Origin of the sequence: Cryobacterium cheniae, assembly GCF_004403395.1 — a bacterium.
Lineage (GTDB): Bacteria > Actinomycetota > Actinomycetes > Actinomycetales > Microbacteriaceae > Cryobacterium > Cryobacterium cheniae.
In genome coordinates, this window is the sequence record NZ_SOGN01000053.1 from 1 (window position 1) to 12,161 (window position 12,161).

A 12,161-nucleotide genomic window follows, 5' to 3' on the forward strand; every position below is an offset into this window, starting at 1 on the left:
CACCCGCAGCACCGGTCGCCGTCCCGGTCGGGTCCGACACGACGGGCCCCGCGGCGGCGACCTGCCCGCGCACCGCGCGGAACCGCACCCGGTTGCCCGGCCGGATCAGGGCCGGCTGCGCGCGCTCCAGGTCCCACAGGCGGGCGTCGGAGCGGCCGAGCAGCTGCCAACCGCCGGGGGAGGCCCGGGGGTAGACGGCGGAGTAGTCGCCGGCCACCGCCACGGATCCGGACGGCACCGAGCTGCGCGGTGAGCCGCGCCGTGGCACGGTCAGCGCGGCGTTCCCGCCGGTGAGGTAGAGGAAGCCCGGAGCGAACCCGCCGAACGCTGCGGTCCAGTCCTGACCGGTGTGCGCGGCGATGACGCCGGCGATGCTGAGGCCGGTGTGCGCGGCGACGTCGGCGAGGTCCTCCCCGTCGTAGACGGTGTCGATCTGCAGGAGTGCGGCGGCGGCGGGCGCGGCCGGCGGCACCTGCAGGTGCCGCAGGGCGTCGGCGAATCCGCGTGCGGCGGCGGCGGAGGCGCCGGTGATGAGCACGGTTTCCGCGGCGGCGAGCACGTCGAGCTGCCCGTCGAGCGGATGCCGCTGCAGGTGCGCCTGCAGGTCGAGCACGTCGGCCAGGCTGGGCAGTTCCACCAGGACGGCGCGGTCGCCGACGGCACGGATCACGCGCACGGAACCGGACACGGGCTAGACGAAACTTCGAATGGGGATGCCGGCATCCTGCAGCGCGGTGCGCACGGTGGCGGCCAGGGTCACGGCGCCGGGGGTGTCGCCGTGCAGGCAAATGCTCTCGGCCGCCACCGTGAGGAGGCTGCCGTCCACCGTGCGCACCTGGCGGTCGCCGGCCAGGCGGAGCACCTGTTCGGTGACGGCGTCGGGATGCAGCAGCACGGCGCCAGGCCGGGACCGGGCAACCAGAGAGCCGTCGGGGTTGTAGGCGCGGTCGGCGAAAGCTTCCACGACCGTGCGCAGCCCGGCCCGGTCGGCGAGGCGCTGAATCTCGGAGTCGGGCAGCACCATCACGGGCAGGCTCGGGTCGACGGCGCGGATCGCATCGACGACGGCCTGAGCCTGCACCGCGTGGTGGGCGATGGTGTTGTAGAGGGCGCCGTGCGGCTTGACGTAGCTGACCCGGGTGCCGGCGACCGCGGCCAGGGCCTGCAGCGCGCCGATCTGGTAGATGACCTCATCGGTGAGGTGGCCGGGCTCCATGTCGATGAACCGGCGGCCGAAGCCGGCCAGGTCCCGGTAGCCCGGATGCGCGCCGACGGTCACTCCGGCCGCGGCGGCGGCCGTGCAGGTGGCGCGGATCGTGCTCGGGTCGCCGGCATGGAAGGCGCAGGCCACGTTCACGCTGGAGACGGAGGAGATGATCGCGGCGTCATCGCCGAAGGACCAGTTGCCGAAGGATTCCCCGACGTCACTGTTCAAATCGATACTGTTCAAATCGATGCTGGACATCCGAGTCTCCATCCGTGCAGGGTGGGTTAAGGATGCACCACTTCGGCGGATTGTTCAACAATGCGCTCCGGGCGGGGGTCGGGCCGGAGCCCCGGTCAGTTCGCCGGGCTGTCGATCGAGGGGTCTGAAGGCGGCACGGAACCCTCGAGGGTTTCCTCGAGCCGGGTGTCGTCGGCCCGGGGCAGGGTGATGGCGAAGAAGGGGATCGTCCAGTGGCAGAGCGGGCCGACGAGCACGGCGAACAGCACGGTGCCGATGCCCACGTCGCCGCCGAGCACCCAGCCGATGCTGAGCACGGTCACCTCGATGCCCGTGCGCACGATCCAGATGCGCCAGCCGGTGCGCTTGTGCAGGCCCGTCATCAGCCCGTCGCGCGGGCCGGGGCCGAAATGCGCGCCGATATAGAGGCCCGTGGCGATCGCCAGCACCAACAGCCCGGCCGCGAACAGCAGGATGCGCACCCAGAGATCGAGACCCGTCGGGATCAGCCAGAGGCCGACATCCGCCGCCGGCCCGACGAGCAGGGCGTTCAGGATGGTGCCCACACCCGGCTTCTGGCGCAACGGGATCCAGATCAGCAGCACGACCCCGCTGATCAGGATGGTGACCAGCCCGAAGCCGAGGTCCGTGCGGCCCGAGATGCCCTGGGTGAGCACATCCCACGGGGCCACGCCGATCTCACCGCGCACGATCAGCGCGATCCCCAGGCCGTAGAGGAACAGGCCGATGAGCAGCTGGGCGAGGCGACGGGTCATGGAAGTCCACACTATTGGTCTGCCATCACGTTGCCGGCCCGCCCAGCCGGGCCGGCCGCACGGGCGAAGCCCGGTCTCAGTCGTCGAGAACGAACGTGACCTCGATCACGACGTCGAACGAGGTGATCTCACCCTCGGTCACCTCCACCTTCTGCTCCTTGACCCAGGCGCCGGACACCCCGCGCAGGGTCTTGCTCGCCCGGGCGATGCCGGTGGCGACGGCATCCTCGAAGGATTTGTCGGACCGGACGCTGAGTGTCGTTACGCGTGCCACAGACATGGTTTCTCCTTATGGTTCGGGTTGGTGGGGCTTCTTGCCGCTGAGGGTACGCCCCTCCGCCTGTCGCGGTAGATCGGCAGCGACGGATGCCCCGGACCGGGAAATCTGCACTCTCTGCAATGGGATACTGAAGGGGTGCATTTTCTCGCTGTCTTGAGCATGAAGAACCGGGCGCTGATCGCGCTGATCACCGTCGTCGTTGCCATTTTCGGCAGCCTCGCCCTGACCAGCCTCAAGCAGGAGCTGATCCCCTCCCTGCAGCTGCCGCAGCTGGTCGTCTCCACGAGCTACCCGGGCGCCTCGCCCGAAGTCGTCAACGACGACGTGTCGACGCCGATCGAGACGGCGATCCAGGGCATCGCCGGCCTCGAATCCACCTCGACGACCAGCAGCACCAACGCGTCGCTGGTCAGCGCCACGTTCACCTACGGCACCGACCTGGTCAAGGCCGAATCGCGCATCAGCCAGGCCATCAACCGCATCAAGTCGACCCTGCCGGAGAACCTCGACCCGCAGGTGCTCTCCGGCAGCATCGACGACTTCCCGGTGCTCTCCCTGGCCGTGTCCGGCGGCGACTCCGAGAACCTCGCCGACGACCTCAAGCGCAGCGTGCTCGGCGACATCCGTGACGTGGACGGTGTGCGTGAGGCCGCCCTCGTCGGCGACGTCGGGCGGCGCGTGACCGTCACCCCGGATACCGCCAAGCTGGCCGAACGCGGCCTCACCGGCCAGGACATCCGCAGTGCGCTTCAGCAGAACGGGTCCCTGATCCCGGCCGGTTCGCTGACCGAAGACGACACGACCCTCTCGGTGCAGACCGGCTCCAAGCTCGATAATGCCGAGGACATCGCGGCGCTTCCGATCCTCGCCGGGGTGCCCGGCACGGGCCTCACCACCATCGGCGACGTCGCGAACGTCGCCCTCGGCGAGAACCCGGTCGCGAGCATTTCCCGGGTCGACGGCAAGGCGGCCCTGACCATCTCGGTCACCAAGGTGCCCGCGGCGAACACGGTCGACGTGTCCGAGGCCGTGCGCTCGATCCTGCCGGACCTGGAGTCGGCCCTCTCCGGCGCGACCTTCACCGTGGTCTTCGACCAGGCGCCGTTCATCCAGGAATCGATCGACGCACTCACCGAGGAGGGTGTGCTCGGGCTGATCTTCGCCGTGCTGGTGATCCTCGTGTTCCTGCTCTCGGTGCGGGCGACCCTGGTCACGGCGATCTCGATCCCGACCTCGGTGCTGATCACCTTCATCGGCCTGCAGGGCGTGGGGTATTCACTGAACATCCTCACCCTCGGCGCCCTCACCATCGCGATCGGGCGTGTCGTCGACGACTCCATCGTGGTGATCGAGAACATCACCCGCAACCTGGTCGAGGGCGCCGACCGCGCCGCGACCATCGTGCGCGCGGTGCGCGAGGTGGCCGGGGCGATCACGGCATCCACCATCACCACCGTCACCGTGTTCCTGCCGATCGCCTTCGTCAGCGGGTCGACCGGGGAGCTGTTCCGACCGTTCGCACTCACGGTCTCGATCGCGTTGCTCGCGTCGCTGCTGGTGTCGCTGACCATCGTGCCCGTGCTCGCGTACTGGTTCCTGCGTCCGGCCAAGGCGGTCGAGCCTGCGGTGCTCGAACCCGCGGTGCTCAAGCCTGCCCTGCTCGAACCCGCGGTGCTCGAGCCTGCCGCTGCCGCGCCCCTGACGCTCGAGGCCGCGGCCGAGCCCGCCGCCTCGCGTCGCACCCGCCACAACGGCACCGCCGTCGCCCCGGCCGCGGAACGCCCGAGCCGCCTGCAGACCGGCTACCTCCCGGTCATCCGCTGGACCCTGAACCACGCCGTCGCGACGCTCCTGGTCGCGGTGCTCGTGCTCGGCGGCACGGTCGCCCTGGTCCCCTACATGAAGGTCAACTTCCTCGGCTCGAGCGGGCAGACCACGTTCCGGGTCACCCAGACCCTGCCCGTGGGCACCAGCCTCGCCGCGCAGGACGACGCCTCCACGGCCGCCGAGAAGACCCTCCGCGACACCGACGGCGTCGAAATCGTGCAGGTCTCCATCGGCGGCGGCAACGCCCTGGCCGCGTTCGGCGGCGGCGTCTCATCGAGCACCGTGACCTACTCGATCACCACCGACGGGACGGCCGACCCCGACATGGTTCAGGACGTCGTGCGCGACACGCTCACCGCTCTGGACGGAAGCGGAGAATTCTCGGTCTCGTCCGGCGGCGGGTTCGGCGGGACATCCGATGTCGCCGTCGACGTGACCGCGGCCACGAACGCCGACCTGCAAACGGCCACCGACGCGGTGCTCGCCTCCGTGGAGGACCTCGACGCGATCAAGGAGAGTTCGAGCAACCTGGCGGCCTCGCGCCCCTACATCGCGGTCACCGTCGACCGGGATGCCGCGGGCGCCGCGGGCCTGAGCGAGCTCGCCCTCGGCACGCTGGTGTCCCAGGCCATGCAGCCGAGCGTGATCGGATCCATCGTGATCGACGAGACGACCCTGTCGGTCTACCTGCAGTCCGCGGCGCCGCCGACCACGACGGCCGAGCTCGCCGCCCTGACTATCCCGACACCGGCCGGACCGGTGACCCTGGACACGCTGGCCACGGTGGAGCAGGTCGAGGGCCCGTCGACCCTCACCACGACGAAGGGGCTGCGCACGGCGACCGTGTCCGCCACCCCCAACATCGACGACCTGGGCGCGGCCAATGCGCAGATGACGGCAGCCCTGGCCGACACCGAACTGCCGGAGGGTGCGACGGCCACGCTCGGCGGAGTCACCGCCGACCAGACCGAGGCGTTCGCGCAGCTCGGGCTGGCGCTGCTGATCGCCATCCTGATCGTCTACATCGTGATGGTGGCGACCTTCCGGTCGCTGCTGCAGCCACTGCTGCTGCTGGTGTCGGTGCCGTTCGCGGCGACCGGGGCGATCGCCCTGCAGGTGATCACCGGTATCCCGCTGGGCGTGCCGTCCCTGATCGGCGTGCTGATGCTGATCGGCATCGTCGTGACCAACGCGATCGTGCTGATCGACCTGGTCAACCAATACCGGCGGCGCGGGCAGTCGGTGCGCGAAGCGCTGGTCAACGGTGCATCCCGTCGTCTGCGCCCGATCCTGATGACCGCGCTCGCGACGATTTTCGCGCTGCTGCCGATGGCGGCTGGACTCACCGGGACGGGCGGTTTCATCTCGCAGCCGCTGGCCCTCGTGGTCATCGGCGGGCTGGTGTCCTCCACCGTGCTGACCCTGGTGGTGTTGCCCGTGCTGTACTTCCTGGTCGAAGGCGGCCGGGAGCGCCGGGCCGAGCGGCGGGAGCTGCGCGCATCCGCCGGCGCCATCTCCGACGTCTCCCGTGCATAACTCCTGCAATTCGTGAGCCGAGCGGCGATCGGCCGCGTGATTCCGCGGGTGCGCGGTTCGCGGCCGTGAATTTGCAGGAGTTATGCACGCCGCTCTCTGTTCGCTACTCTGTTGGCCACCGGCCCGGCCCTGATCTAGAAGGTGACCGGGGCCGGGGCCAGCGGGCCGGTGCGCACCAGAACCGTGCTGTCGTCGTCGCAGCCCTCGATGGGGTTCGGCGTGGGCACCCGGCTCGCCGTGTCCCAGCCGGGCAGGGCCACGTCCAGGGCGGCAACGGGCACGAGGGGGCAGCTGTACGCGCCGGCCTGGCCGAGGTGGAGCAGGCTGTAAGCGGATGCCCCGGGCGCCAGCTCGACGACCGTCACGGTATACCAACGTCCCGGCTCGGTGCCGGAGACGGCGCCGATCGGCGTTCCGGAGGTCGAGCCGACCAGCGAAACCACCGGGTAGCCCTCGACCGTGCACGCCGCTGAACCCGTGTTCGCCAGGCGCAGGTCCCAGTAGAAGTTGCCGGCGCCACTGTCCTGTGGCCGCGACTGCAGGGACAGTTCCAGCTGGTTGGGGGCGCACGTGCCTGGGTCGGCCGGACCGGCGGGGTCGGGTGTCGCAGACTGCGTGGCCGAGGGGGCCGCTGTCGCTGGCGCAGTCGTCCTTGCCGTCGATCCGGCCGTCGGAGTCGTACCGGGCCTCGCCGTGCCGCTTGCCGGGCCGGAGACCGGCGGCGCGCAGCCCGTCAGCAGCATGACCGCCGCCACGCACACCAGCCCGGCTGCTGCCGGCCACCCTCGACTCCGCATCCCTGTCATGGCCCCAGTTTCACACCGTGGGGGCGTTCTCGTTCAAGGGACACGATCGCGGCCCACCGCGGTGCACAAGTCCGGCCGCACCTACCCTAGACTTAGGCCCGAAAGGGGGGTCCGATGACCAAGGAATCACCGGGTTTCCTGAACGAACGCTACCGGCTGAAGGACTTGATCGGCCGCGGCGGAATGGCTTCGGTCTATCGCGCCACCGACGAGCGTCTGGGACGTGATGTGGCGATCAAGATCTTCGAACTCCGCGCCACTGACGCGTCCGACATTCAGCGCCAGCAAGCCGAGATCAACGTGCTGGCGAGCCTGAACCACCACAGCGTGGTCACCCTTTTCGACGTCGGAGTGAACCGCACCGAGGCGGACGGCCCGCAGATCTACCTCGTGATGCAGCTCGTGGACGGCGTCAATCTGCGCCAACGTCTCGAAGGTAATCCGATGTCGACCCGGCACATCGCCCAAATCGGCTATGACCTGGCGGAGGGGCTCGAATACATCCATGGGCGTGGCGTCATCCACCGTGATATCAAACCCGCGAACATTCTTCTGGAGGAGTACAGCTCCGATACTCGAACGCACGCGCGGTTGACCGATTTCGGTATCGCACTGTTCCCGGACAGTGAGCGGGTCACCAATCTGGGGATGACGACGGGAACGGCCGCGTATCTGAGCCCGGAGCAGGCACGTGGCGAGGAAGTCGGTCCGGCGAGCGATATCTACTCCCTGGGGCTCGTGCTCCTGGAATGTTTCACCGGCGAGACGGCGTTCCCCGGCAAGCCGATCCCATCGGCCATGGCCAGGCTCCTGCGCGACCCTGCCATCCCGGAGGAACTCTCTCCGGAGTGGCGGCACCTTCTGACAACCATGCTGTTCCGCGAGCCGGGGCAGCGTCCGTCGACCGCGGAGGTGGTGCTCGCCCTGCGCCAGGCGGTCATCGCGGAAACCGGCCGCCATCGCGGTGCCGCGGACCACCACCTCATCAGTGACGAACCCGAGCGCCTGCGGGAGATCGCGCGCCTCGACATTCTCGACACTCCCGCCGACGGGGCCTTCGACCGGATCGCCGCACTGGCCGCCCGGCTCTTCTCCGTGCCGATCGCGATCATCAGCATCGTCGACACCGACCGCATTTGGTTCAAATCGCACCACGGCCTCGAGATCGGGGAGATTCCCCGTGACCCGGGTCTGTGTGCCTCGGCGATCATGTCCGACGGACCCTGGGTGGTGCAGGATGCCCGCACCGACCCGCGAGCGCTGGCCAACCCTCTCGTGGCTGGGGAGTTCGGCCTGCAGTTCTACGCCGGGGTTCCCCTGACGACCCGGAACGGTTACAACCTGGGCACGCTGTGCGTTATCGACTTCGAGCCGCGGGTCATCACCGGGCCGGAACTTCGCACCCTCACGGATCTCGCAGCCCTGGTGATGAGCGAACTCGAACTGCGGCTGGAGAGTCGGCGCGTCGCTCTCTGAAAGGGCGACGTCGTCAGGCGGAGTCCTCCTCCGGTCGTGCACCGACCTCGATGACGCTGACGCGCAACCCATCGAGGGCGGCCACCCGCAGCCGGTGCTCTCCGGTCGAAACCGTGTCGCCCACCTGGGGCATGCGACCGAGCCGGTAGGTCACGAAGCCGGCCGCAGTCTCGTAGGGGCCGTCTTCGAGCTCGACCCCCGTGGCATCCGTGAAGTCTTCGATATTCAGGCCGCCATCCACCAGCCGCGCCCGGCCCGCCTCGGTGATGAGCTCTTCGGGCACGGGCAGGTCGTACTCGTCGTGGATCTCGCCGACGAGCTCCTCGACGAGATCCTCGAGCGTGACGATGCCGTCGGTGCCGCCGTATTCGTCGACGACGATCGCGATGTGCACACCGGCGCGGCGCAGCTGGGTCATCGCCGGCAGGATGCGATTGGTGCCGGGCAGGAAGACGATGGCCCGGGCGACCTCGGCGACCGTCGTCGAGTCGGGGTGCGCGCCGGGGTCCAGAAGATCGCGCACGTGCACGAAGCCCAGTACCTCGTCGACGGAGCCGCCGATCACCGGGTAACGCGAGTGCGGCAGCGACCGGATCTCCTCCAGCGCGGCAGGGATCGACTGCGTGCCGACCAGGAAGTCGACGTCCCCGCGATGACGCATCACCTCCTGGACCAGCCGATTGGTTGCGTCGAGCACCTCGCTCAGAATGTGCCGCTCCTCGACCTCGAGGCCTTCGTGGGCGTCGACCAGATCACGCAACTCCTCATCGGACATGAGTTCGCTCCGGGCGTGCGGGTCTCCGCCCAGAAGCCGCACGACGGCGTTCGTCGAGACGGACAGCAACCAGATCACGGGCCGCATCAGGGTGGAGAACACCTGGAGCGGCGGCGCCAGCGCGAGCGCGACAGTGCGTGGCTTCTGCAGGGCGAAGCGCTTCGGCACGAGTTCCCCCAGCACCAGGGAGAGGTACGCGATGAGAAGCGTCAGGCCGATCAGGGCCAGCGTGTCCGCGGCCCCGGCGGAGAGCCCGAGCTCCTCCAGCAGCGGGGCGAGGTCGGGCGCCAGGGTGGAGGCGCCGTAGGCGGCGGACAGGAACCCGGCGACGGTGACGCCGATCTGCACCGCCGCCAGAAACCGGTTCGGGTCCCGGGCCAGCCGGGCGACGGCCCTGCCGCGCGCGCTCTCGCGTTCCAGGGCATGCAGCTGGCTCTCGCGCAGGGACACCAACGCCAGCTCGGTGGCTGCGAACACGCCGCCGATGAGCACGAAGAGCAGCACAAGCCCCACATTGAGCCAGGTATAGACGTCCATGTGGTCAGTGTAAAACCGTTCGGCGACGCCACCGGGCCTCGGCGCGGCGCTAGCGCGCCGGCAGGAGATCAGCCGCAGGCATCCGGTCTCCCGGGTCACCTCCGTTTGCGTCCAGGGGCTGGGGCCGGTCGCGTGCATAACTCCTGCAAATTCCGTGGCCCGCGTGGGACATCCGCGGAATTCCGGGGTCTGGCCCAGGTCGCCGATCGACTGTGCAGGAGTTATGCAGGCCGGCCTCCGCTCTGCTTTCGCTTGTGGTCGGTCGGCGCCCGCTTGTGGTATTTCGGGCTGAGCATTCCGGGTCTCGACTCGCCGGGCAGCATGCCGTCCGAGATCTCGTCGGTGTGTGACCCGGACGGGCCGATGCCGATCCACATCGGCACCCGGCGGATGAACCCGAGCACGAAGAATCCGACGACGGAGACGATCATGGCCACGATGCTCCACGGCGTCACCCACGGGATGTCCACCACGGCGTCACCCACGGGATGTCCACCACGGCGCTCACGCCCGTTCCCAGCAGTCCCGCCGCCAGCAGGATGCCGACGACCGATTCGCCGCGGTGCGGGGACTCGCCGCCGAGTGCCGCCGCGATCAGGAGCGGGACGACGACTCCCGAGGCCATGATCACCACCCCGACGATGAGGCCCGGGTTGCTCTCGACGTCGTTCGCGTCGGCGATCAGGCCGGAAATGACGGCCACCACCCCGCCGATCACGACCAGAATGGGCATCGACAGGCTCACCACCCTGGTCCAGACCTCGATCGTTCGGTCGGTGAGCCGGTAGACCGCCCACGGGGCTGGCGCCGTGCCGGGCTCACCCGCCGCTTTCGGGGTGCAGTCCCAGCGGAGTCCGCCGCCGCCCGCTGCGGTGGATCCTCGGAAAAACTCATCTACGTCCCCACCTGTGTGTGCTGAACAGCGCCCTGTCAGCCTCGGCATGACCCTAGCGGCCGCACTCACTGCTCCCGAGCGTGGCCAACTCAGGAGCTTCGGCGAGTCGGCTGCGGAGCGGGTGGCGGTGCCGCGGAAGTCCGGGGTGCGCGGCGACGGATCCGGCCATTCTCCTGAGTTGACCACAGTGGCGGCTTCCGGCTGGCTGGCTGGCCACGGGAGTGACCGAGTCAGGGAGGCCGCCCTCGGCGCATCCCGTGCATAACTCCTGCAATTTCTGTGGCCCGCGTCGAACATCCGCGGAATTCCGGGGGCGACTGGCCAGGAGCTGAGCAATTTGCAGGAGTTATGCACGACGAGGCGGGGTGAGCTGGGGCGAGGGGGGAGGGGGGAAGGGGGAAGGGAGTTCGATAGTCAGGCCGGGAGGGGCGCCGGACTGTGGCCGCCGGCCCGCACACCCTGCCGCCAGACCGCCCAGGTCAGCGGCACGCCGGGGCGGTAGGCGAGGTGGGCGACGGATGGCGCGTCGAGTACCTGCAGGTCGGCCCGCCCGCCCACGCGCAGGACTCCGACCGCGTCCGAACCCGTGTCGCGGCCGAGCGCCCGGGCGCCGCCGCGGGTCGCCGCCCACACCGCCTCCTCGATCGTCAGACCCATCTGCAGCACCGCGGTGGCCACGCAGAACGCCATCGACGTCGTGAAGGAACTGCCCGGATTGCAGTTGGTGGCCAGGGCGATACTCGCGCCGGCGTCGAGCAGCCGCCGCGCCGGCGCGAACGGTTGCCGCGTGGACAGGTCGCAGGCCGGCAGCAGGGTGGCCACGGTGGCCGAGGCCGCGAGGGCATCGATATCCGCGGGCTCCAGGTGGTTGCAATGGTCGACGCTCGCCGCGCCGATCTCCACCGCGAGCCGCACTCCGCCGCTGAAACCCAGCTGGTTGCCGTGCAGTCGCAGGCCGAGTCCCGCGGCGCGGCCGGCCTCGAGCACCTCGCGGCTCTCCTCCACGTCGAACGCGCCCACCTCGCAGAAGGCGTCGATGAACCGCGCGTGCGGCGCCACAGCGGCCAGCATCGGCCCGGTCACCAGGTCCAGATAGTCGCGCCGATCGATGCCCGGCGGCACTATATGCGCGCCGAGGAATGTGACGACGTCGGCGACGGATGCCGCCACCCGCGCCGACCTGACCTCGCTCGCCAGGTCGAGGCCGTAGCCGGTTTTGCTCTCGAGGAACGTGGTGCCCTGCGCCTCCGCCTCCTGCCGCAGCCGGCTCGCCGCGGCCCTCAGCTGTGCCTCGGTCGCGGCGCGCGTGGCTGCCACGGTGGTCAGGATCCCGCCGGCCGCGTAGGGCTGTCCGCCCATCCGGGCCTCGAATTCCGCCGCCCGGTCGCCCGCGAACACCAGGTGGGTGTGGCTGTCGACCCAGCCGGGCAAAGCGGCTCGGCCGCCGACATCCGTGCGGAGATCGGCTGCCGGCGCCGCGGACGCCGGGCCGATCCACGCGATGCGGCCGTCCGCGATCACCAGGGCGGCGTCGGCGAGGCGCGGGGCGCCATCCGTCTGGGTGGTCAGTTCCCGGATGCCGGTGATCAGCTCGGTCGGTTCGGGGGTCATGGTCGTTCTCCTGACGCGAGGTCGGTGCCGTCGTCGAGCATGGCGAGGGCGTCGCGCAGCAGAATCTCGGGCCGGAGCGCGCCTGGTGGACGCTCAGCAGGCCCGTCTGCGCCGGCAGGCCCGTCTGCGCCGGCAGGCCCGTCTGCGCCGGCAGGCCCGTCTGCGCCGGCGGGCCCGTCTGCGCCGGCGGGCCCGCCC

Annotated in this window: 11 protein-coding genes; 2 read left to right on the forward strand and 9 right to left on the reverse strand. The window is 69.9% G+C overall.

Annotated features, from left to right (window positions below; translation table 11 throughout):
* From E3T23_RS12945 to E3T23_RS12960, 4 genes are all read right to left on the reverse strand, one after another.
* Positions 1–688, reverse strand: a 688-nt coding sequence (locus tag E3T23_RS12945) for a 5-oxoprolinase subunit B family protein (protein ID WP_134370842.1), incomplete at its 3' end; no start/stop codon positions are given.
* Positions 689–691: 3 nt separating this feature from the next.
* On the reverse strand, positions 692–1,450 hold the full coding sequence (locus E3T23_RS12950) for a LamB/YcsF family protein (RefSeq protein WP_134370857.1): 759 nt from the start codon (positions 1,448–1,450) through the stop codon (positions 692–694).
* A 110-nt stretch (positions 1,451–1,560) separates the two neighbouring features.
* Entirely contained in the window at positions 1,561–2,220 is a 660-nt protein-coding gene (gene yczE / locus E3T23_RS12955; protein WP_198416221.1) for a membrane protein YczE, read from the reverse strand.
* Between the two features lie 76 nt (positions 2,221–2,296).
* Positions 2,297–2,500, reverse strand: a complete 204-nt coding sequence (locus tag E3T23_RS12960; protein WP_134370843.1) for a dodecin family protein — start codon at positions 2,498–2,500, stop codon at positions 2,297–2,299.
* A gap of 135 nt (positions 2,501–2,635) precedes the next feature.
* Here E3T23_RS12960 and E3T23_RS12965 point away from each other — a divergent pair, with 135 nt between their 5' ends.
* Positions 2,636–5,863 carry an efflux RND transporter permease subunit gene (locus E3T23_RS12965; protein ID WP_134370844.1) on the forward strand — a complete coding sequence of 1,076 codons (3,228 nt, stop codon included), beginning with the start codon at positions 2,636–2,638 and terminating at the stop codon, positions 5,861–5,863.
* 134 nt (positions 5,864–5,997) lie between these two features.
* Here E3T23_RS12965 and E3T23_RS12970 read toward each other — a convergent pair whose 3' ends face one another.
* The gene (locus tag E3T23_RS12970; protein WP_134370846.1) at positions 5,998–6,669 is read right to left on the reverse strand and encodes a DUF4232 domain-containing protein; all 672 of its coding nucleotides are present in this window, start codon (positions 6,667–6,669) and stop codon (positions 5,998–6,000) included.
* Positions 6,670–6,783: 114 nt separating this feature from the next.
* Here E3T23_RS12970 and E3T23_RS12975 point away from each other — a divergent pair, with 114 nt between their 5' ends.
* Positions 6,784–8,145 carry a protein kinase domain-containing protein gene (locus tag E3T23_RS12975; protein ID WP_134370848.1) on the forward strand — a complete coding sequence of 454 codons (1,362 nt, stop codon included), beginning with the start codon at positions 6,784–6,786 and terminating at the stop codon, positions 8,143–8,145.
* Between the two features lie 13 nt (positions 8,146–8,158).
* Here the strand turns inward: E3T23_RS12975 and E3T23_RS12980 are convergent, their stop codons facing one another.
* The 4 genes from E3T23_RS12980 to hutI all read right to left on the reverse strand — a co-directional run bounded on the left by E3T23_RS12980 (position 8,159) and on the right by hutI (position 11,963).
* Positions 8,159–9,457: a hemolysin family protein gene (locus E3T23_RS12980; protein WP_134370850.1), complete on the reverse strand. Its 1,299-nt coding sequence runs from the start codon at positions 9,455–9,457 to the stop codon at positions 8,159–8,161.
* A gap of 221 nt (positions 9,458–9,678) precedes the next feature.
* Positions 9,679–9,942, reverse strand: coding sequence for a hypothetical protein (locus E3T23_RS12985; RefSeq protein WP_134370852.1), 264 nt, complete (start codon positions 9,940–9,942; stop codon positions 9,679–9,681).
* Positions 9,909–10,190 (reverse strand): hypothetical protein, encoded by a 282-nt coding sequence (locus E3T23_RS12990; protein ID WP_134370853.1) that lies wholly within the window; start codon positions 10,188–10,190, stop codon positions 9,909–9,911. Before E3T23_RS12990 ends, E3T23_RS12985 begins: the two co-directional genes overlap by 34 nt.
* A gap of 576 nt (positions 10,191–10,766) precedes the next feature.
* Entirely contained in the window at positions 10,767–11,963 is a 1,197-nt protein-coding gene (hutI, locus tag E3T23_RS12995; protein ID WP_134370855.1) for an imidazolonepropionase, read from the reverse strand.
* Positions 11,964–12,161 lie beyond the last annotated feature (198 nt).

Excerpts from the sequence above, each read along its gene's own strand:
- E3T23_RS12970 (WP_134370846.1), bottom strand. The coding sequence starts at position 6,669 with ATGACAGGGATGCGGAGTCGAGGGTGGCCGGCAGCAGCCGGGCTGGTG.
- E3T23_RS12980 (WP_134370850.1), bottom strand. The coding sequence starts at position 9,457 with ATGGACGTCTATACCTGGCTCAATGTGGGGCTTGTGCTGCTCTTCGTG.
- hutI (WP_134370855.1), bottom strand. The coding sequence starts at position 11,963 with ATGACCCCCGAACCGACCGAGCTGATCACCGGCATCCGGGAACTGACC.
- E3T23_RS12990 (WP_134370853.1), bottom strand. The coding sequence starts at position 10,190 with ATGCCCATTCTGGTCGTGATCGGCGGGGTGGTGGCCGTCATTTCCGGC.
- E3T23_RS12975 (WP_134370848.1), top strand. The coding sequence starts at position 6,784 with ATGACCAAGGAATCACCGGGTTTCCTGAACGAACGCTACCGGCTGAAG.
- yczE (WP_198416221.1), bottom strand. The coding sequence starts at position 2,220 with ATGACCCGTCGCCTCGCCCAGCTGCTCATCGGCCTGTTCCTCTACGGC.
- E3T23_RS12960 (WP_134370843.1), bottom strand. The coding sequence starts at position 2,500 with ATGTCTGTGGCACGCGTAACGACACTCAGCGTCCGGTCCGACAAATCC.